This is a genomic window from Peribacillus sp. NPDC006672, assembly GCF_050274955.1.
In the GTDB taxonomy this organism is placed as follows: Bacteria; Bacillota; Bacilli; order Bacillales; family DSM-1321; genus Peribacillus.
This window is the reverse complement of record NZ_JBNNOR010000029.1, coordinates 1-21,176: the sequence shown is the minus strand read 5'-3', so window position 1 is coordinate 21,176 and position 21,176 is coordinate 1. Positions and strand designations below refer to the sequence as shown.

The 21,176-nt window shown below is 36.5% G+C and carries 20 protein-coding genes and 2 pseudogenes; 13 read left to right on the top strand and 9 right to left on the bottom strand.

The genetic code is table 11. The features are described 5' to 3' along the window. Window positions 1-54: 54 nt before the first annotated feature. The 4 genes from ACQKKK_RS25220 to ACQKKK_RS25205 form a co-directional block, all read right to left on the bottom strand. Complete coding sequence (locus ACQKKK_RS25220) at window positions 55-363, bottom strand: hypothetical protein (protein ID WP_427619865.1); 309 nt, start codon at window positions 361-363, stop codon at window positions 55-57. Window positions 364-491: 128 nt separating this feature from the next. Next, the gene (locus ACQKKK_RS25215) at window positions 492-1,073 is read right to left on the bottom strand and encodes a YitT family protein (RefSeq protein WP_427619864.1); all 582 of its coding nucleotides are present in this window, start codon (window positions 1,071-1,073) and stop codon (window positions 492-494) included. 424 nt (window positions 1,074-1,497) lie between these two features. After that, the gene (locus tag ACQKKK_RS25210) at window positions 1,498-1,719 is read right to left on the bottom strand and encodes a hypothetical protein (protein WP_427619863.1); all 222 of its coding nucleotides are present in this window, start codon (window positions 1,717-1,719) and stop codon (window positions 1,498-1,500) included. Between the two features lie 38 nt (window positions 1,720-1,757). Next, the gene (locus ACQKKK_RS25205; protein ID WP_427619862.1) at window positions 1,758-2,264 is read right to left on the bottom strand and encodes a DinB family protein; all 507 of its coding nucleotides are present in this window, start codon (window positions 2,262-2,264) and stop codon (window positions 1,758-1,760) included. Window positions 2,265-2,562: 298 nt separating this feature from the next. On the opposite strand from ACQKKK_RS25205, the gene ACQKKK_RS25200 reads away from it, so the two are divergent. The 3 genes from ACQKKK_RS25200 (at window position 2,563) to ACQKKK_RS25190 (ending at window position 6,263) form a co-directional block, all read left to right on the top strand. Then, window positions 2,563-2,769, top strand: a complete 207-nt coding sequence (locus tag ACQKKK_RS25200; protein ID WP_427619861.1) for a hypothetical protein — start codon at window positions 2,563-2,565, stop codon at window positions 2,767-2,769. 1,054 nt (window positions 2,770-3,823) lie between these two features. Further along, window positions 3,824-5,197, top strand: coding sequence for an aspartate aminotransferase family protein (locus ACQKKK_RS25195; RefSeq protein WP_427619860.1), 1,374 nt, complete (start codon window positions 3,824-3,826; stop codon window positions 5,195-5,197). 205 nt (window positions 5,198-5,402) lie between these two features. Further along, on the top strand, window positions 5,403-6,263 hold the full coding sequence (locus ACQKKK_RS25190) for a MurR/RpiR family transcriptional regulator (protein ID WP_427619859.1): 861 nt from the start codon (window positions 5,403-5,405) through the stop codon (window positions 6,261-6,263). Window positions 6,264-6,334: 71 nt separating this feature from the next. Here the strand turns inward: ACQKKK_RS25190 and ACQKKK_RS25185 are convergent, their stop codons facing one another. Next, window positions 6,335-7,738 (bottom strand): amino acid permease, encoded by a 1,404-nt coding sequence (locus tag ACQKKK_RS25185; protein WP_427619858.1) that lies wholly within the window; start codon window positions 7,736-7,738, stop codon window positions 6,335-6,337. 217 nt (window positions 7,739-7,955) lie between these two features. Here ACQKKK_RS25185 and ACQKKK_RS25180 point away from each other — a divergent pair, with 217 nt between their 5' ends. The 6 genes from ACQKKK_RS25180 (at window position 7,956) to ACQKKK_RS25155 (ending at window position 14,891) form a co-directional block, all read left to right on the top strand. Further along, window positions 7,956-8,768 (top strand): nitrilase-related carbon-nitrogen hydrolase, encoded by an 813-nt coding sequence (locus tag ACQKKK_RS25180; RefSeq protein WP_427619857.1) that lies wholly within the window; start codon window positions 7,956-7,958, stop codon window positions 8,766-8,768. Window positions 8,769-9,122: 354 nt separating this feature from the next. Further along, the gene (locus ACQKKK_RS25175; RefSeq protein WP_427619856.1) at window positions 9,123-9,731 is read left to right on the top strand and encodes a TetR/AcrR family transcriptional regulator; all 609 of its coding nucleotides are present in this window, start codon (window positions 9,123-9,125) and stop codon (window positions 9,729-9,731) included. Window positions 9,732-10,012: 281 nt separating this feature from the next. After that, window positions 10,013-10,720 carry an aspartate/glutamate racemase family protein gene (locus ACQKKK_RS25170; RefSeq protein ID WP_427619855.1) on the top strand — a complete coding sequence of 236 codons (708 nt, stop codon included), beginning with the start codon at window positions 10,013-10,015 and terminating at the stop codon, window positions 10,718-10,720. 167 nt (window positions 10,721-10,887) lie between these two features. Next, window positions 10,888-12,207 carry a purine-cytosine permease family protein gene (locus tag ACQKKK_RS25165; protein ID WP_427619854.1) on the top strand — a complete coding sequence of 440 codons (1,320 nt, stop codon included), beginning with the start codon at window positions 10,888-10,890 and terminating at the stop codon, window positions 12,205-12,207. A gap of 27 nt (window positions 12,208-12,234) precedes the next feature. Continuing rightward, on the top strand, window positions 12,235-13,329 hold the full coding sequence (locus ACQKKK_RS25160) for a DUF917 domain-containing protein (RefSeq protein WP_427619853.1): 1,095 nt from the start codon (window positions 12,235-12,237) through the stop codon (window positions 13,327-13,329). Next, window positions 13,329-14,891 (top strand): hydantoinase/oxoprolinase N-terminal domain-containing protein, encoded by a 1,563-nt coding sequence (locus ACQKKK_RS25155; protein ID WP_427619852.1) that lies wholly within the window; start codon window positions 13,329-13,331, stop codon window positions 14,889-14,891. The genes ACQKKK_RS25160 and ACQKKK_RS25155 overlap by 1 nt, the downstream gene beginning before the upstream one ends. A gap of 301 nt (window positions 14,892-15,192) precedes the next feature. Here ACQKKK_RS25155 and ACQKKK_RS25150 read toward each other — a convergent pair whose 3' ends face one another. After that, a complete protein-coding gene (locus tag ACQKKK_RS25150; protein WP_427619851.1) occupies window positions 15,193-15,363 on the bottom strand; it encodes a hypothetical protein in 171 nt (56 codons plus the stop codon). A 218-nt stretch (window positions 15,364-15,581) separates the two neighbouring features. Continuing rightward, window positions 15,582-15,980 carry a large conductance mechanosensitive channel protein MscL gene (gene mscL, locus ACQKKK_RS25145; RefSeq protein ID WP_427619850.1) on the bottom strand — a complete coding sequence of 133 codons (399 nt, stop codon included), beginning with the start codon at window positions 15,978-15,980 and terminating at the stop codon, window positions 15,582-15,584. Window positions 15,981-16,651: 671 nt separating this feature from the next. On the opposite strand from mscL, the gene ACQKKK_RS25140 reads away from it, so the two are divergent. Continuing rightward, window positions 16,652-17,002, top strand: coding sequence for a hypothetical protein (locus ACQKKK_RS25140; RefSeq protein WP_427619849.1), 351 nt, complete (start codon window positions 16,652-16,654; stop codon window positions 17,000-17,002). Window positions 17,003-17,095: 93 nt separating this feature from the next. Here the strand turns inward: ACQKKK_RS25140 and ACQKKK_RS25135 are convergent. Further along, window positions 17,096-17,550, bottom strand: a pseudogene (locus tag ACQKKK_RS25135) (DUF2935 domain-containing protein); the annotation flags it as partial. 438 nt (window positions 17,551-17,988) lie between these two features. Here ACQKKK_RS25135 and ACQKKK_RS25130 point away from each other — a divergent pair. Continuing rightward, on the top strand, window positions 17,989-18,213 hold the full coding sequence (locus ACQKKK_RS25130; protein ID WP_427619848.1) for a hypothetical protein: 225 nt from the start codon (window positions 17,989-17,991) through the stop codon (window positions 18,211-18,213). A gap of 540 nt (window positions 18,214-18,753) precedes the next feature. Next, the gene (locus tag ACQKKK_RS25125; protein WP_427619847.1) at window positions 18,754-19,524 is read left to right on the top strand and encodes a GH25 family lysozyme; all 771 of its coding nucleotides are present in this window, start codon (window positions 18,754-18,756) and stop codon (window positions 19,522-19,524) included. 163 nt (window positions 19,525-19,687) lie between these two features. On the opposite strand, the gene ACQKKK_RS25120 is transcribed toward ACQKKK_RS25125, so the two are convergent. After that, a complete protein-coding gene (locus tag ACQKKK_RS25120; protein ID WP_427619846.1) occupies window positions 19,688-19,867 on the bottom strand; it encodes a small, acid-soluble spore protein, H family in 180 nt (59 codons plus the stop codon). Between the two features lie 220 nt (window positions 19,868-20,087). Here ACQKKK_RS25120 and blaOXA point away from each other — a divergent pair. Then, a pseudogene (gene blaOXA / locus ACQKKK_RS25115) lies at window positions 20,088-20,882 on the top strand (class D beta-lactamase). Window positions 20,883-21,176 lie beyond the last annotated feature (294 nt).

Sequence of the window (21,176 nt, the reverse complement as noted above, 5' to 3'; positions counted from 1 at the left end):
TGGATACACGGATTATCAACTTAAAACCAGAGATACAAGAGAACTGGCAAGTGCTTAGTAAACGGGCGTGAAATCATGGGTACAGCACGAATTCACGAGTAAAGAAGCAAAATTCACGAGTAAATAGCTCAATCTCACGAGTAAAACAGCCAAATTCACGAGTAAACGGCTCGAAATCACGAGTAAACGTGCGAAATCATGGGTGCAACACGAAATCACGAGTAAATAGCCAAAACTCACGAGTAAATAGTCAAAATTCACGAGTAAAACAGCCAAATTCACGAGTAAACGGCTCGAAATCACGAGTAAACGTGCGAAATCATGGGTGCAGCACGAACTCACGAGTAAATATGCTGAATTCACGAATAAATAGCTCAATCTCACGAGTAAAAGGAGCGAAATCCCGAGTAAACGTTAAAATCATGGGTGCAGCACGAGCAAAATATCGAAAGGGGGATCAGTCTTCCCTGTCAGCACTTGTAGGCATGGCTTTATCTTATAAAAAAGTTTATTGACTTAAAAGAATTGATTAAAATGACGCATAACCCGACACAGGAAATCGTGATGATGGAATACATTAACTTTAAATCTTTCAATATAATAATTCCCGCAATCACTATCAGTGAATCAATAATAAAAATAACAATTCCTGGATTAATTGCTGTGGATTTTGAGATTAATAGTGCTAGTAAATCCACTCCACCGGGGCTAATATGTTGTCTCAGCATAAAACCAACACCAATCCCAATCGTCATTCCACCGATAATGGCACTCGTTATGATCGGTAGATGAACCAAACCGTTTAGTGGTGTTAGCCAATCAATAATGGTTGAAGTAAAAGCTAACCCAAAAATGGCATTAAAGAAATAAGACTTATCGTATAGAAGAGATAGAAGGTATATGGGAATGTTGATCATGATCATGGTATGTCCAACCTTAATCCCCCAAACATATTTGATTAACAAACCTATTCCAAATATCCCGCCATTTATTAGATGAATGGGGATTATAAACAGGTTAAGACCAATTCCAATGCAAAAAGATGAAAAAAGCAGAATAATAAACTTTTTCATAAAAATATTCTCCTTGTCCAAATCATTATCTTAAAATATATGAGAAGAGTCTAAATTTATACTTAGCTGATTGGAAATTACGATTGCTATTTGTGTATTGTTTGCTTTGTATTTCAGATGATATTCTTAAATTTAGCTGAGTGCAGCATAGAATAAAGCCCGTCAACTTGTGGCCCTGAAGTAATTACGGCAAAAAAAGCGACACTCATAAAAAGTGTCGCTTTTTCAGGTATTTTTATGTTTTCATGGGACAAGTCCGTTTATTATTAGGATTTTTATATATTATAAACTAGGTTAAGCTTAGTCCTGTTTATTCAAACTGATTTTTTGATAGACGATTTGTAATGGTATCCTCTTGTGGTGAAGTTCGTCTTATGTAAAAGGCCAGTATGAATACAACTATGGTTAACCATGTAGCTATCATTTATCCACTTGATTTGTGCGTAAACTCCTGCAAATCGGAAAACGGATATGTTTTCCGAAGATAATCCATCATTGCTCCCCCGACTAATTCTGCTTCGATCAATAAGTCCATACAATTAAAACACAAGATTTTCTTGTTATCTAACAGAATACCGTTCAGAAAACCACCCGTACAATATACATCATGTGCACAGCGAACACAAGAGCCAACTAGTTCATCCATCGATACATCCCCCTATTTAGGAAATGGTATATAGTTTTCTATTTTGAATAAAGGTAAAGACCAAAATCTTGCATAACGGAAGTGTGTCCCATTTGCCGCAACATGGTAGCTATATTGCCACGATGATATGATCCGTGAGTGACAACGTGTAATACCGATTCGGAAATGGAGGTTTCAAGCAACCCAGCATATGGGTTATCCACGACAATTACCTTTTCCATATCCTTTGTACTCAGAAGTGCTTTGTTTCTTTCGGATAAGTCTATAAATATTTTTTTCATTTCCTCAATACTTTTCTTTTCCACCGCTTCTCTTAGTTGATTATAAGATGCCATTGCTTCGTCCATACTTTTACCTGAGATAATGTCAAACCAAGTGTAATCTGTGAGATAAATGTGAGACAACACTTTAGATACCGAAGAAAAACCACTCTGTATATCCTTATGATAAATGTGCTGTGGAAGTTCTTTTAAACGATCAATGATAACTCCATTTGCCCACACGTGGTAGTCGTACAATTTTAATACTTGTTCGGGGTAAGTCATATAAAAAACCTCCATTTTGGGTCGTATTGAACAATTTATGCCTAAATGACAAAAAAATTCAGTTGAATTCAAGAAAGTTTAATATGTTGTTCTCTTATATATATAACAATTCTTTCTAATGATTCTAACGGTATGTACGCTCATCACGAATTTACAATGAAAAAGAGATGTTGAGATACGAACTACTAATCTTTCTGTTTAGAAAAATGAATAGTAGTGGAGCACCACATAAGAGTATTTTTTCTTGCAGGAAAACTGCTCCTTATATCGAACTGATAGTAAAGGAGATGGTACTTTTATGAATCTGAGGATCAAATATAGGCTTTATATCCATGTAGACGGAAAACTTATTCCAGAACAGTATGACCGATACGAGATACTAAACGTCAGGGAAGGTATAGATCCAAATGATACTAAGGATTACCAAGAGCTTATTAAAAAATTGGGAAAGTCAATTAGTCGGCCTGTAAATGAATTTGAAATAAAAAACTATGAAGCAATGTAAGTGCAGTTTACGTATTCTAAAATTTTCTCCTTCATTAGAACGAAAGTCAAAGTATAAAAGTGAAAATATTTAAAGAAAACCTCTTATTTAAAATTTAAAAATGTAGCCTGCTAAATGAGCCTCCTCCCCCCTTAAATTAATATATAAGGGGGGAGAAGGTGCAAGAGTGACCGAATTGAAGAAAATGGATATAAAGCTTTAAAAGAAAATCTTTGCCTTGATTGCAAAAACCTTTTAAAGATTTCGAATTAAATAAAAGTACGTTGTAATTCAGCAATATAGTTGAGCTCCGTTCAATGCAGAAAACTTCGTAGTTCAGACTCATTTTTCTATCCTTTACTAGTGGGCACCAACTGATGAATCTCTAAAGAATAAATGTTTAGTTTATTTTAAAATAGACCACGATAGAATATGTAAAGGAAACAGCATCTCCAAATAACTGCGGTGGTATAGGAATTACAGCCATTTGCTCCGGTAGAGGCAAATGGAACACAGCCATGATTGAAGTGCATGATAAATAACGCCAATTAAGCTCGCCATTTTCTAGGAGCGCTTAATTGGCGTTTATTCATTAAAATCAGATATCCGTCGAAAATATTGATTACAGCTTATTTATTGAGAAATTTTTCTGGTCTTTTGAATAGTCGTTGAATCTGCTTCATCCGTATGGGCTAGCATTTATATTTTTGAGATCTTGTAATAAAAATAAGCAAAAATCTCCTTATTAATCTTGACTTTGTAATATTTATTTCATATTATACTTTATAATGAAATGTTTATTTTAATAATAAGGGAATTTACTATTGGTTAGAACAGGAAGTGAATGAGAAGCTGGAAATGATGGTTGGTGGAAGCACTTTCAAAGTGTATACCTTATTATCTTATCTTCTTATGGTCGGGCCTGAACCTGGACCTGGTTGCTTAATCAATTGAATCTCTGGGTTTGGTCTGAAAAATCTCCACATTTAATAGAAGTTTGATTAAATTTAAAAAAATCTCTTCTATTATTTATAAAAACTTCGCATAAAAAACCTATATAAAGGGGAAATTAATTATGATAATACATGATAAAAAAATATTATCAGAAAAAACAAAAAAATCAGCTGAATTATTTGAAAAAGCTTGTGAAGTGATTCCAGGCGGTGTCACAGCACATATTAAATACTTCCCGCCACATCCACTAATGATGGAAAAAGGAAAAGGCAGTAAGTTATATGATGTAGATGGTAATGAATATATCGATTATTTATTATGCTACGGAGCCCTAATTTTAGGTCATGGTCATCAACAGGTATTTGATGCTGTGACAAAACAAATGATAGAGTCTGGAACGACTATATTTGGTACGCCTCACAAGATGGAAACAACAATGGCAGAAAAATTAGTAGAGTTATATCCTGGTATTGAAATGGTTCGTTATACGAATTCGGGATTAGAGGCAACACTTCTTGCAATTCGTACAGCGGTGGCTTATACCGGAAAACCGAAATTGGCGAAGTTTGAAGGGCATTATCATGGAGGATATGATCAAGTATTAGTGAGTGTTAACCCTGATATGGATCAAGCAGGAAACGCAACAGCTCCTAAAGCAGTTGGAGAATCAAGAGGAATACCAGATTACTACATTGAAAATACTGTCATTCTTCCATTCAATGATTTGGAATCTACCGAAAAGATTCTACGTGCCCATGCACATGAAATAGCAGGTGTTATTTTAGAGCCAATTCAAGGAGGGTTCATTCCTGCTGAACAGGAATTCATGGAAGGGCTTCGTAGAATAACAGAAGAACTTAATATAGTGCTTATATTTGATGAAGTAAAAACAGGATTCAGGATATCAATTGGGGGAGCTCAAAAAGTCTATGGTATTAAACCAGATATTACTACCTTAGGAAAAGTACTGGGTGGCGGATTCCCAGTAGGGGCCATTGGAGGTAAAAAAGAAATAATGATGATTAGCTCAGCTAGAGGCGGACGAGATATTTTAACAGCCGGAGCAGATAATATAAATAAACAAAATCCTTTATATCATAGTGGAACATACAATGGTCACCCAACCATATTGGCCGCCGGATTAGCAACTATTGACTTATTAGAACAAGAAGATACGATGGAAGATTTGTTTGCAAAGACGCAATCTTTACGTAAGGAACTTGAGAATGTGTATAAAAAACATGGCTTAAACATGCAAACAGTCGGTATGGGCAGTATCTTTAACATTATCTTAGCCGAAGGCCCGATTAAAAATTATCGTGATATGAGCAGGGCAAATACGAAATTAAGAAAAGAGATTGACTATGAGTTATTAAAATTAGGTATTTATACAAAGCCGCTTAATCGTTATTCGATGTCTGTCGTACACACGGAGGAAGATATTCTTCGAACTGTGGAAGCGCATGATGAAGCCATTGGACGGATCCTGAAATAATTCAGTTTAACTAAGTGTTAGATGAAAAGAAAAAGGACCGATCAAAGCGATTTTAATTGATCGGCCTTTTTTAATTCCACCATGGTACTTGCAATTAACTTGACAAAAAAGGATGAAAAAACCTATTGTTAAATTATAATCATTCACAAAAAGGAAATAGATACTCCTACAATACATAAATATAAATAAAGGGGCGCTCTTTTTAATGTCAAACGTCTATCAAAACATCGCTGGACAAATAGGGGAAATGAGCAAGTCCCACGTGAAAATAGCTACATATATATTAGAGAATCAAACGACCGTTCCTTTTTTTACAGTTGGAAAATTAGCAAAAATGGCAGGGGTCAGTGATGCCACTGTTGTGCGATTTGCAACCTCGCTTGGCTATTCAGGCTATCCAGAGATGCAGCAGTATATGCAGAATTCCGTTAAGCAGCAGCTGACAACGACAGAGCGATTAAAGATGTCCCAAAAGGTTTACAATAAAGAATCTTCAGGAGTATACGAAGTTTTCCAAGATGACATCGCAAACATAAAATCCACTATGGAGAAATTGGATGAAGATGCATTCCATGAAGCAGTGAAATGCTTATTACAAGCGAGAAGAGTATATGTTATCGCAAACCGCAGTGCCACTTCCCTGGGCGTTTTTTTAGAATATTATCTTCAAATTGTTTTAAATAATGTGGAACTCCTGCAGTCATTAGAGAATTCATCGGAAAAGTTATATAATTTAAGTGAGGAAGATGTAGTGATTGGTGTCAGTTTTGATCGGTATACGAAAAGTACCATTCAAATGTTTTCTTTTGCAAAGGAAAAAAATGCGACAACAATTGCCATTACTGATAATTTACTCTCACCGCTTATTCCTTATGCGGACATTCCGTTGACAGCATCCAGTCAGATGCCCAGCTTTATTGACTCTTTTGTTGCACCATTGAGCTTGATTAATGCTTTGATTATGTTTGTCGGAAAAGAGAAGCAGGAAGATATACATGATCGATTAGAAGTTTTAGAAGACATCTGGAGTCATTTTGATGTTTTTCAAAAAAAGAAGATGCAATAGAAAGAAGCTTTACTTTTTCCAATGTGGAAGAGTAAGGCTTTTTTAAAAATATCACATCATAATATTCTGCCTTATTTCAATGGAGGCAAATTGCTGGATAGTTTACTTTTATCCTCTGCGCTATTAATTTTCTTATTTCCGAAGAAATGAGTCAACACAATGATTACTCCGGTTAATAATAGTGTTGAATAAAGTTGGCTTCTTGTAGAATCAATAAAAGCCATGGAAATCAATATGATGGAAATCCCCAGGATTGTTGCATAAGTCAAATATGGGAACAACCACATTTTCACTTTAAGAGCATCAGGATTCTCTCTTTCTAATCTTTTTCTCATCCTCAACTGAGAAATGGAGATAACCAAATAAACTAGTAATATAATCGCTCCTGATGAATTAACTAGAAACAGAAAAACTAATTCAGGAGAAACATAACTCATCACTACAGCAATATAAGAAAATATGGTCGCTGCAAAAACAGCTCTAGCAGGTACGCCATTATTATTCAACTTACTAAAATATTTAGGGGCATCCCCTTTTTTAGCTAAAGAGAAGAGCATTCGGGATGTTGTATATAAACCAGCATTTAGACATGATAAAACAGCTGTTAGTACGATGAAATTCATGAGGTGAGCTGCAAAAGGAATACCTAGGTTCTCTAAAACGGCAACAAATGGACTCTGTAATACATTAGCAGAATTCCAAGGAAGTAATGTCACAACTACGGCTATTGAGCCTACATAAAAGATTAAGACACGCCATATTGTACTATTGATAGCTTTAGAGACAGACTTAACAGGATCCTTTGATTCTGCAGCTGCAATAGTCGCTACTTCTGTACCGGCAAAAGAGAAAAATACAGTGATGACTCCCACAAAGACGGAGCTAACACCATTAGGGAAAAATCCCCCGTTTTGTACAAGGTTAGATATTCCAACAGCCGATTCTCCTGAAAATCCGAATATATAAGATACGCCTAAAATTAAAAAGGCGATGATGCTCGCTACTTTAATCATGGCAAACCAGTATTCAAATTCTCCAAAGGATTTCACTGAATAGATATTTGTTAAAGTCAATGCGATTGTCAAGGCCAAAGCAAGAAACCATAAAGGGATACCTGGATACCACATATTGATGATGGCTGCACCTGCAATGGCTTCAATGGCAATAACGACAACCCATTGAAACCAATAAAGCCACCCAACTGTTGTACCTGCCCAAGGGCCAATTGCGTCTCGAGCATATTCTGAAAATGAACCGCTTGATGGATTGGAAGTGGCCATTTCACCTAGGCTCTTCATAATCAAGAACACTAAAACACCGGCTATTACATACGAAACCAAGATGCCAGGCCCGACCTTATGTATGGCAGCGCCACTACCTACAAAAAGACCTGCACCAATGACGCCTCCGATAGCAATCATTGACATGTGACGAGAACTGAGTGATTGTTCTAACTCATTCTGTTGTTTTTTCATGTAAGACCTCCCTGAAAAATGTTGTGTAAAAGTTTACAAATACCCTAACCGAAACTGGATTGATTATAGTTTACACAATTTTTAGATTTTTTGAAATAAAAAATTCAAAATTAAATACTAAAAGAAATAATCATTGCTTAATTAAATAAAATAAAATATTATTAAATTAAACACAGATTTCTAAATAATCCGATAATTTTCATTTGCAGAAAAGGATGTGCTTTTGTTGGTTAAGGTTGCTGCAGTTCAATTACAAGCTATCCCTGGAGAAAGGGATAAAAATATTAAAAATTGTATAGAAATGGTTGAAGAGGCGGCTAAACAAGGAGCTGAATTAATCGTATTACCTGAACTTTGGGTAAGTGGTTACTATTTATCGAAGGAACAATTCCAATCGTTGCAAGAGGTTCCGACTGGAGAAACTGTTTCATTATTTCAAAAGCTAGCTCAGAGGTTAAAAGTAATACTCATCGTACCTTTTGTTGAGGGAGAAAATGGAGACCTTTACATATCCTTAGCTGTAATTGAGTCAACAGGGGAAGTCATTGCAACTTATCGAAAATCATTTTTGTGGGGAAGAGAGAAAGAAATCTTCACTCCTGGTGAGAAAGTCTATAATGCAATTGATACATCGAAAGGAAAAATAGGTGTTCTTATTTGTGCTGATATTGAATTTCCTGAACCAAGCCGAATTCTAGCCCTTCAAGGTGTAGAACTTATTATTGTTCCTTCAGTATGGAGTTACGGAGCAGAAACAAGATGGGATATTCAACTTCCTGCGCGCGCACTCGATAATACGGTTTATATTCTTGGCGTAAACACGGTTAATGAAGGGAGCTGCGGAAAGAGTAAATTTGTTGCTCCGAACGGTGAGGTCCTATGTGAAGCTTCAAGAACAGAACAGAGTATTTTAATTCATGACGTAGATTTTTCAATTATTTCCGATGTACGAAAAGTGGTTCCTTATTTGGATGATTTAGACAAGAAATTGTGGCCAAATGCTGCTGCTTTATTTGAATTGGAGAAATAGTTTTTTCGAAATTCATTAAACGAATTATGTGGGAATATAACTAGAATCTTATAAAAGTTTATTAAAATCCATTTTTCATTATTAAATGATAAATGGATTTTTTGTTTTATTAGCCAAGAATCGGCTCAAGATCCAATTTTATAGAACATACTAGTGTGTGTTGCCAAAAGGATTTCTTTTAATCGACAGTGCCGAATCTCTTGAGGCATAAGATAACCGTAAATGTGTTGATCTCTGTGCAACTACTGTCATCACAATATTAATAATTCAGCGGAGCAAAAAAAATCAGAAAATTATTGTTTTTCTGAAATATGCGCTTTATAATTTACCTAATAAACGTTAGGTGGGGATGAATTGAAAAGGCAAGAATTGATAGATGCAGCTCTTTTGCATTATTCACTACATGGATACCAAGGAGCTACCATGAAGAAAATTGCGGATGAAGTGGGAATAAAACCAGCATCCATTTATTTTTTTTATAAAAACAAAGAGGAATTATTTATCGCTGCTTTTCAACAATTACTTGATAACCATTTAGCCGAAATGAAACGAATTTTAGCTAAAACAAGTTCACAATCAGTTGATCAGATTTTTAGTGAAATGCTTCACGGGATCGTTAAGTATCACAAAGATGATGAGCGAGAGACTATGGCTTATATATCGTTAGTTACGTCACCCATTCCGGAAATAAAACTATATTTACAAAAGTATTTGTTGCATTTTAATGATTGGATGGTTAGTTCACTTGAAGATCTATTGAGGCAGAGTTATCCTAGCATTTCCGCAGACGAAGTGGACCAAATCATTAAGCAATTTGTTTTACTCGGGAATGGATTATTCTGGGGTATAAACTTGTATGAGGGTCAAGATTTAATGGAACAAGTTCATATTGCAGATCGATTCATCAGCTCCATGTTTAGTGATATAGAGAGGAAATATGGGCCTTTGACTAAAGGTGAATAACAAATAGGAAGGTAATATGTAAGGAAAATATATGAAAGTCATTCGTATTATGATCAGACGAGGAAAGGAGCAAATCTTTCAAACATGATTTCAAAGAGGGGAAAAAGTAAGAAGATATCCCCTGTTTGAATAATAAAAAGGTAAAGTCATAACTATGGCAGAAATGGAATGGTTTCCTAAAAGGGGGTGATATAAATAATAAATCATGACAAAGCAATAAAAATGGTTCAGCAGGTCTAATAAAAATAAAGGAGTGTATTCCAATTAAAATTAAAGTGATCATGCCGGTTATATCGGACATTTTTAATGAAGAAATTAGAAGAGAGATTAAATCTTATGTTTCCGAAAACACTGAAGTAGGAGTTTGCAATCTTGATTATGGACCTGAATCAATTGAAAGCGAATATGATGAAGCACTTTGTATACCTAATTTCCTGGAAAAAGCAAAGCAGGCTGAAGAAGAGGGGTATGAGGGTGTAATTAGTGATTGTTTTGGAGATCCAGGTGTGAAGCCTGCAAGAGAAATATTGGATATTCCAGTTGTTGGACCATGTGAGTCATCCATGCTTGTTGCGAGCTCATTAGCAAAATCCTTTTCTATTGTAACGGTGTTGCCTAATGTTGTACCTATGATTGAAAACATAAGCAAAACTCTAGGTGTAGATGGGAATGTTGCCTCAATTAGGTATGTAAATATTCCTGTTCTAGAAGTTCAAGACAAGGAAAAGTTAAAAAGTGCGTTGTTTGAAGAAATGATAAAAGCAATTGAACATGACAATGCTCATGCTTTAGTGTTAGGGTGTACAGGCTTTATGGGTGTTGCAGCGGAGCTTCAGGAACGATTAAAGCAAAAAGGTTATGATGTTCCGGTTATTGATCCCGCATTTGCAGCCACAAAGATGCTTGAAATTTTAATTGCTATGGGGGTTAAACAAAGCCGCTTGACCTACATGACTCCACCTTCTAAACAGAGAGTAAAAAGTTCATAAACTTTTTTAAGAAAAAGAAAACACAACAAGTTAACCCCTTTAAAATAAATTAACGGAATATTCGGTCAGCAGTTATTGATATTCATCATACAAAAGAGCCTTAAAAAGGCAGGGAAATCTCCAAGTTGATCGATAAAGCTGAGGAGTAATTCATAGGGGGTGAATTTATGGAAGATAATACAAAGTTGGGAGACGATTACTCTCTATCGAGAGTTCCACAAAATGCGAGATTGCCAATGTGGGATATCATGATTGTCAGAGTCGGTGCCCTAGCTACACTTTCTCAATTTATGCTAGGTGCAGCATTAGGATACGGAATGACTTTTTGGCAGGCGTTTTGGGCCATGATGTTTGGAAGTGTCATTTTACAAGTTATAAGTTTTCTAATCGGTTATGCCGGTGCACGTGAAGGCCTTTCAACTAGTCTATTGTCGCGTTGGACAGGATTCGGCAGGTATGGTTCGAGTATCATTGGCGCGGTCATTGCTTTTTGTACAATTGGTTGGTTTGGAGTACAGAACACTGTTTTTGCTAATGGATTGGTTGAAGCCACCGATGGTAAATTGACCCTCCCAATTGCAGCTGCCATCACCGGATTAGGCGTAACTGTACTGGTTATATTTGGTTTTAAGCTTTTAAGCATGACAGCCAAAATTACCGTTCCTGCCTTTCTATTGGTGGTAGGGATTGGCATCTATCAAGTTCTCAGTGATCATTCCATTTTCAGTTTAATGGGAACGCCGCCCCCGAGAGAGAGTCTTTCTCTGGGCGTGGGTGCAACAATGGTTGCTGGAGGATTCATTATTGGTGCCGTAATCACACCTGACTTCAGTCGGTTTGCCCGAAACGGTAAGGATGTTTTTTGGATGACTACAATTGGTACTCTAGTGGGTGAACTTGGTGTAGGAATGATCGCTGTGTTGATGGCCCATGCAGCAAAAACGAGCGATGTTGTGAGCATCATGCTACAAACGTCTGGCTGGCTTGGTGCTGCAGTTGTCGTTTTCTCCACAGTGAAAATTAATAACGTGAATTTATATTCCTCTTCTCTTGGCTTTACTAATATTTTCGATTCGGTTTTTAAGGTCAAGATGAATCGGGGACTCGTTACACTTGTAATTGGTGCTATCGGCACTTTGCTTTCCATAATGGGCATTCTCGATAGATTTGTAGACTTCCTTGTTTTACTTGGAATCATGATACCTCCAATAGCTGGAATTATGGTGGTAGATTACTTCGTGCTAAAAACGTATCGAAAAGCTCTTGATGAAAGCAGAGAGAAAGGAAATTTGCCATCTGAGCCTGAAAAATTGAATCCAGTTACATTAGTTGCCTGGGCAGCAGGATTTGCAAGCGGCTATTTTATTACAGTTGGCATACCATCTATCAATTCCCTTTTAATAAGCGGCATTATCTATTACACAGGTGTGTTATTTATAAAATCTATCAAAGGGAAAAAAGAGAATAGGGATCATATCGCATCATAATTTTTGAAAATCGGGGGTTTTGAGAAAATGAGGAGATTAGGTAAACAGGAAATTGAAGATATAGCAGTAGGTGCAGCTTTACTCGGAACGGGCGGAGGAGGAGATCCTTACATTGGTAAACTAATGGCTTTACAGGCAATTGAAGAATACGGGGAAATCACATTGTTGGATGTGGATGAAGTTCCTGATGACGCATTAGTAGTTCCTTCCGCAATGATGGGAGCACCGACGGTTATGTTGGAAAAAGCTCCAAGTGGCGAAGAAGCAACAGCCGCTTTCAAAAACCTCGAATTTTATTTAGGAAAAAAGATTTTTGCAACGATGCCGATTGAAGCAGGCGGAGTGAATTCGATGGTGCCCCTTGCACTTGCTGCAAAGCTTGGCTTGCCTGTGGTGGATGTTGATGGGATGGGAAGAGCATTCCCGGAATTGCAAATGGTCACTTTTTATTTGGATGGAATTGCTGCTACTCCGATGGTGCTTGCGGATGAGAAAGGCAATACTTCACTGCTCTCAACCATAAATAATGTCTGGACAGAAAGGATTGCTCGTGCAGCGACGATTGAAATGGGCGGTTCCACAATGACAGCCATCTATCCAATGACAGGAAAGAATATAAAGGAAAGCGGAATTAGAAATATACTAAGCTTAGAGGAAAAAATCGGTAAGACAATAAGGCTTGCAAAGGACAATAATGTTGATCCAATAAAAGAAGTGTTGAATAAGGCAGACGGGTTTGAATTGTTCCGTGGAAAAGTGAGTGATATCAACCGCAAGACAGAAGCGGGATTTGCTAGAGGTGTGGCAACATTTGAGGGAATCAATGAGTATAAGGGAGAAAAACTCGAGGTGCGATTCCAAAATGAGCATTTAATTGCACAGACAGAGAAACGCTTGCTTTGTGTCACTCCAGATTTGATTGCCGTGCTTGATGCAGAAACAGGCTTGCCGATCACTACTGAAGGAATCAGATATGGAGCAAGATGCGTGGTAATCGGAATGCCATGCCATCCAAAGTGGCGAACGGAAAAGGGAATTGAAGCTGTTGGTCCAAAATACTTTGGCTATGACGTCGGTTATGTTCCTGTTGAAGAACTATTGAAAAAAGGAGGGCTAGTATAATGAGTGTATATCGAATAGGAATTGATGTCGGGGGAACCCACACAGATGCAGTGCTTTTAGATCAATATAATCAGGTCATTTCGGAAACAAAATCACCTACAACGGAGGATGTTTCCATAGGCATCTATACGGCAATGAGAAAAATAATCGAAGATGCAAAGGTTCCTCGGGAGCAAATTAAATATGCAATGCTGGGTACGACCCATTGTACAAATGCTATCGTTGAACGAAAGAGATTAAACAAAATCGCAGCAATCCGTATTGGTGCTCCGGCTACTTTAGCCGTTAAACCGCTGATCGGCGTACCTGAAGACCTTTGCTCAGTACTCGGAAAGTACGTATACCTAATCCGCGGCGGACATGAATTTGATGGCCGGGAGATTGTTGAATTAGATGAAGCGCATTTGTATCAAATTGCCGAAGATATCAATGGGAAAGTGGATTCCATCGCGATTACTTCTGTCTTCTCACCTGTAACGCAAACACACGAACAAAGAGCAAGTGAAATTTTCAAAGAAGTACTGGGAGAAGAAATCTCAATTTCTTTATCTTCAGAAATTGGTTCAGTCGGTTTACTGGAAAGGGAAAATGCGACGATTCTTAATGCAGCTGTCGTAAATGTTGCTAAAACCACTGCGGATGGATTCATCAATGCACTGAAGAATGAAGGAATTGAGGCAAAAGTATTCTTTTGCCAGAATGATGGGACATTAATGTCAATTGAATATGCGGTCAAATACCCAATCTTCACTGTTGCTTGCGGTCCGACTAACTCATTAAGAGGAGCATCCTATTTGAGTGAATTAACCGATGCAATCGTTTTAGATGTTGGGGGAACAACAACAGATATTGGTGTTCTAGTTCAATCGTTTCCAAGGGAATCTTCTTTGGCAGTAGAGATTGGAGGAGCCAGAACAAACTTCCGGATGCCTGATTTAATCTCGATCGGACTTGGCGGAGGTACAATAATCCGCATAGGAGAGAATGGTGAGTTCACAATTGGACCAGACAGTGTCGGATACCGACTGCCAGAAAAAGCCTTGATTTTCGGAGGTAATACTTTAACAACAACTGATGTTGCTGTGGCTCTTGGAAAGGTGGAACTTGGGGATGCTTCAAAAGTGGCTTACCTTGATAAGGAATTATTAAATAGAGTCTATTTAAATATGGTCAATCTGGTCGAAGAAGCTATTGATAAGATGAAAACAAGTGCTGCACCAGTGCCTGTCATTCTCGTTGGAGGTGGAAGCATCCTTTTACCTGAGGAATTAAACGGTGCATCTGAAGTCATTCGCCCATTACATTCAGGTGTAGCAAATGCCATTGGGTCGGCTATCTCTCAGGTTAGCGGGCAGATTGAAAAAGTATATGCACTAGCTGAAATAGGAAGGGAAGCAGCATTGGAACAGGCAAAGGAAATAGCGATGTCAGAAGCAATCAGTGCAGGAGCTGATCCCGAAACGCTTGTTATTGTCGACATAGAAGATGTACCTTTAGCGTATATGCCTGGGAATGCAACCCGTATTCGTGTGAAAGCAGCTGGTGATTTAGCCCAGTCATGAATGGACTGGTGTAGGCTAGGCAGGGGTCTGTAAAGTAGCTATTTATTGTGCAGAGAAAGATTTACTTTTTCTGGTAATTGGAAAAAGTGAGGTGCTATGAATAGTGGAGTTGACGAATATTGTACTTGGTATTGAGATTAGGAAATAAAAATAAAAATAAGAATAAAAATTACAAATTACCAACGGGACGTCCAGAATTTGTTTTTCTTACATCGTGTAGACCTTCTTCTCCATTTTCACGATGAGCTACGCCAGCGTTTTCCTGCAGATTGTATACGTTTTAAGCCGATTAGTTCAATATCTAAACTTGCTTCTTCAAAAATAGTTTTTGGTATTTTTCCTTGCTCATTTTCAGTAATAAATTGGAGTTTAAATTCAGCTGTGTACTGATGACCTTGTCACTAACAGCTTGAACATGAGGATTACATTTTAGTTGTGCTTGTTCTTTTTCCGTAAATAATCGTTTGGTCATCTTGATTCACTCCGACGTGTTTTTTCTAATTATAAACAAAAGTACCCTACAGGTGGACTTTTTTCAAAGTGTCTATTCTATAGGGTACATTTTATTAATTGAGAGTGGCTAAATCGTTAGTTATTTATATGTCTCCTTGAACTTTCGTTTCCGATACTCCAAGAAGACATGCGGCCATTATTATAGAATGGTTCCGTGTGTTAAATTAAAGTATGAAATTATAATGTTTCGTCCTGCCTTGCATTTTTTTGTAAAAGGTCACGAATTTCCTTTAAATATTGCTCGGTTGCCGGTACCACTACAATTTCCTCTTCCTCGTCCGTTTGTTTTTTTCTAATAAGAGAATTCGCTATCTTCATAAACATGAAAATAGCAAACGAAATAATCAAGAAATCAATCACAGCTTGAACAAATGCACCGTATTGAATTTTCGCGTCTCCAACTGAAATGAATAACGAAGAAAAATCGACCCCTCCTAGTAAAATTCCAACTAGAGGTGTGATAATATTTTCGACTAGCGATGAAACGATTTTCCCAAATGCAGCACCCATCACTACAGCTATAGCAAGATCGAGAACGTTGCCTTTGGTTATAAACTCCCTGAATTCCTTTATCATCGTAACTACACCTTTCTTTTTTAATGATAAAAGCATATCAGAAACATGGAGAAAATTGAATAGAGTAAGTGGCCTTTATTATTTACAAATAAAGGAATGATAATCCGCTTAATCTTTTGAAATCCATTAATAAGTAGAAGGAAGGCAGTCAATCAAAGGGGGTAGCTTTCACAAAACATTAAAAAGTAGTTATCAAGCATATTTTATTGCGGGCGGATTTAACGTTTCTAGAACCAAGCACTAATTAAAGCTTTACAAATAGTACTAAAAAGCAATTCAATATAAATTTGTAAGGCAGGTAAAGAAGCTTTCACTAAATTGTTACTTAATATAAGGGAGGAATATAAATGTATTTGATTGGCGATAATTATATTATTGTACTACCCCCTAAGTGGTACTCCTCCATTGTTCAATGGCCTTCTCAAAATCGAGAGGGGTTTTTTGGTGGGCATTGGTTAATTATTTGTTGATCTTCGATAAAAGTTTAAGGACCAAACGGGCATTTTTTCCATATACTGTATTTGTGACTGGGAGTCGTTAATCAGATTTTTTATTTATTCCATTGAGAATAAAGCAAATGGCGGCATCAAATTAGTTTTTTTTCCTTTTTAAGGACAAAGGAGGATTTTACCTTTCATTTGAAGAATGTTTGGACGAATGGGGTGGAATAATTGCGACAGCATATTGAACAGGACTTATCTAAAAAGGATATTTTTAGAATGATTGTTAGGCACCTTGATGTATTTCCGTTGACTAGTCTAGAGGCTATTCGAGAAGTGATTAGAAGTTCATTAAAACAAAGAGGCTTGATAGGGGGGATGACTAAACAAACAGGAGACGCTGATGTAACATATAACCGGAAAATATCAGACAAGGATATCCAGTTATTAAATGATTGTATTTGTGACCTTTTGTATAGCCGCGTTATCCAACCTGGTATTAACGATGATAATCTGGATTTACCATGGATTCATGTCTCTGATAAAGAGAAACTTAAAACATTGGTGAACTCCCAATCTTAACTTTTTACATATAAAAGCCCTTCTCTATATTCGAGAGGGGCATATTTAGGTTAGAATCCGATAATTGCAATTTTCTATATCATTCATACTCAATTAATTATATTTTTCACCTGTAAGATGGGATTCAAACATATCGATAATTTCAAGGAAACGATTGGCTTCACGGAAAACGTGATCAGCCAATAGAGGATGGATAATGCTCTTGATTTTGCATTCTTCGATTAAATCTCTGGCGGTTTTCTTAAAGTCTCGAAGTGATACGACGGAAACACGGTTCTGAACTAGAAATTAATCCAATGAGAGGCAGTTTGAGATTGCGGCTTCATGGACTCTAAGTCTACAGCTTGAAAGACTAATTGATCAAAATCATTGCTAAAGTTTCGCGCCATATCTACAAACTTTCTTTCCGATCGATCAAGGAGATGTCCAATAAATTTTGCATAATCAGCCATTATCCTTAAAAAGAAAACATTCTCTTTGATGATAGCATCAGCAAGTGGTTTCAATTTACCTTCATTTAATTCCTTTAATCGTTTTCTAAAATAATTGGTACAAATAAAATGTATTGTAAGTACTCTATTGAATATTGCCTCAAATTCACTCAAAACTAATTTATAATGTCCTTACCCGTAGAAACAAGTAGAACCTTTCGAACTTTATTAAGAATGAAAATTTGAAAATAGTATAATGATGATTTTTATGAACTTGGATTAAAGGATATATAGAATTAAAAAAGGTTTTTTGATATCTATATTGCCTCAAATAATTATCTCGTAAGAATTATTAAAGAAAAGAAAGAAGAGAATGATTTGATGAAAGAATTCAGTGTTGTTATATTCTTGCCAGTGAAATGAATTGGGGAAAGGTAACAAAAGTCTAGTAAAAGAAAACCTGTCGCGTCCAAAATCAATTTTTGAAAAAATTAACAACAAATGTTTTGAAAACAAAGAAAATCATGAATATGAATAAGAGTGGGGTATTAAAAAATGACTGTTTTATTTGGTACGGTCGAATACTTTGTACAAGAAATACAAAGTCACCTAGAAATTTATCGAATGGGAAAATGGACAAAAGAGGATGAAATCTCGTTAATATATACAAAATTAGAAAATGAAATTTTGTACGACTTTGTATGTGACGATAAAGTTCGAATAGAATGTTTGAAAAACCTTGCCTATGCAGCTAAAAAATTAAGAACAAAAGACTATTAGTCTATAAAAAAGAGAATTTTAAGCTATTAAGCCACCGAAAACTATTAATGGAAGATGCCATGTTTGATACATAGGTCCACTATTAATATGTGGGTCTAACAGGGGTTGCTACGGCAACCTTTTTATATGGAACTATTTTCATTATTGCTCAACAATTTATAGAAAATCGGCAGACTAATCTATTTCGTATGATTTGAAATATTTGATTTCAAATTTATTTGTTACATCGGGCACCCAACTCCCTTCTAATATTAATAAAATCAGGATAGCATACAATAAACGTTGAAAACTAAAGCACTATACTTTCAATCTGATTTTTAACGACGTTTAATGTTTTCACTGAAATGAATTTTAGATGATACCAAATGAATGGTATTTAGGACGGCAATAACATTCCCACAATTATAGTTTGGGAAATAGGAATGTATGTTTCCACCATGAGGTGTTTATAAGAACGAATTCAAATCATAAAATTAGAAAATGGATTATATTCATGCACATAGAGTGTTTTTCCTTTTGAAAAAAGAGGAGGATATTAATATGGAAAATGTAAAGGGAATCGATGTTTCACATTGGCAAGGTGCTATTAATTGGGATGAGGTTGCAAAGGCCGGCGTGAAGTTTGTATTCATTAAAGCAACCGAGGGAACGAATTATCCTAAGCTCTCCTATTTTAAAGAAAATGCTCCTCAAGCCTTGGCAGCGGGATTGAATGTCGGGGCCTATCACTATGCGAAGTTTGCTACTGTTGCTGAGGCAAAGGCAGAGGCTGCTTATTTTTTAGATTCCATCAGCTCCTTTGCTTTAAATTACCCTGTTGTTCTTGATCTTGAAGAAAATAAAAAAGGTGCAAAGAAAAAAAAGTTAACCGATGCTGCAATAGCTTTTTTAGACGCTATTGAAGAAGCAGGATACACCGCTATGCTTTATACGGGTAAATACTTTCTCGAAAATACTTTAGAGGAATCAAGATTGACGAGGTATGCTTTGTGGATCGCTCAATACACCAGCTCGTTGGGACGAAGCACAGATATTTGGCAGCATTCCGATTCTGGTAAGATAAGTGGTATCAGCACAAAGGTGGATTTGAATATAGCTTATAGGGATTTTACAAATACAGTAAATGCTTTTAGGACGCCCAACTCCCGTGCATTGAAAACTGGATCAACCACAACATATACGGTAATAAAAGGCGATACACTAAGCTTGATTGCAAAAAACAACAAAACAACCGTAAAATCTCTTGTTAGTCTCAACAGCATTAAAAACCCGGATAAAATTTATATCGGTCAAAAGCTAAGGTTGAAATAAGAAAAGCATATTTAGTTGTGTCCTTATTTCATAGTCACAACTAAATATGCTAATTAAAAGATAAAAAAAGCCCTTTTTCTCCAACGATTCTTTGGGAAAAGGGGTTTGTCTACACTCTGGGTTCTTCTCTTTAAGAGAGGAGCTTATTTTTAATTGAGATTCATTATATTTCTTTGAGTTCATCAATTACCACTTCTGATTTTTCCTCTAATGGTCCTCTTAGATGTACTGTAGCAGTTCTGCCGTCTTCATTTAAATTATCAATCCATACTGAAGTGCCATTATATCTCACCTCAATGTCAGATGAAGAAGAAAGTATCTGTTTTACACGTTTAACATCCACATAAATCCCTCCCTGCTTATTAGTCTACTTATTATTGGGGGATAGACTGAATTTTATTCGTTTTTTAAAGATATGTAACAAAAAGTCGCCCACCTTTCCCTGTTATATGAGAGCGGGATCTAAATGAATATTATTGAAAAGATGAAAATTCTAAAACTTAAAAATGTTAGGTTATCTGCTAAAATGGATAGGATTGTAAAAAATGTTGTGGTGATAAAATATGAAAAAACTAAAGGTCCTGTCAGTCTTTTTAATACATATTGGTACATTCGTTCTATTTACATGTATGCAAAAAAACAAGTGGGGCCAATGCTGCCAGGGATAAGCTAAACATTAAAAAGCAAGACGTCGATGAATTTTTTACTGAACGTGACGGTACTTTCATATTACGTGAGATGAAAAAAGGCAGGACTTTTATCTATAATAATGAACGAGCCGAACAAGGATTTGCGCCGCAATCGACTTTTAAGGTACCTAATGCACTCATTGGATTACAGGTAGGGGCTGTAGAGGATGAAATGACATTAAATATTGGGACGGAGTGAGACGTGAACTTGAGATTGGGAACAAGGACCATACACTTGGGTCTGGTTTAAGGAACTCTGTTGTTTGGTATTATCAAGCAATGGCCCGTGACATTGGAGAAAATAGAATGGAAGAGTGGGTTCATAAGATTTCTTATGGCAACCAAGACATTAGTGGAGGGATTGATCAGTTTTGGCTAAGTAGCACACTCAAAATTTCTCCTATCGAACAAGCGGATTTTATGGAAACTTTATATAAAGATAAACTTCCTTTTGATAAGGATGTCATGAAAACCGTTAAGCGGATGATGATCCAAACTGAAGGTGAAAACTATACCCTATACGGAAAAACAGGACAGGGGTCAAACAATGGCTGGTATGTTGGTTTTATTGAAACACAGGATTGTGACTATGTTTTTGTTACGAACATCTCTGGTACATCAGTAGACGCCAGGAAGATTACAACGGACATTTTAAGAAATATCGTTTAATGGAAAGATAAGGGGTTAATACCTGATTTGGTAATTCAATCGAGTTGATGCTTCCCGAACTTAATGTAGTATTTTGGATTAGTCAATTTGAAGTTTAAAACCCCAATTTTTCTCAATGGGAACTAAGTCTAAGCATAAAAGAATATATTATAGAGCCAACGGATGATTTACTTCAATAAGAGAGTTGCTTCGGCAGCTCTTTTTTTAGTGTGCCAGGCATGGCAACTATCTAGGTGGTGAAAGTCCACTGTGGGGGTACACATCGACCAACCACTAAGGAAGCGCAAGGTACTT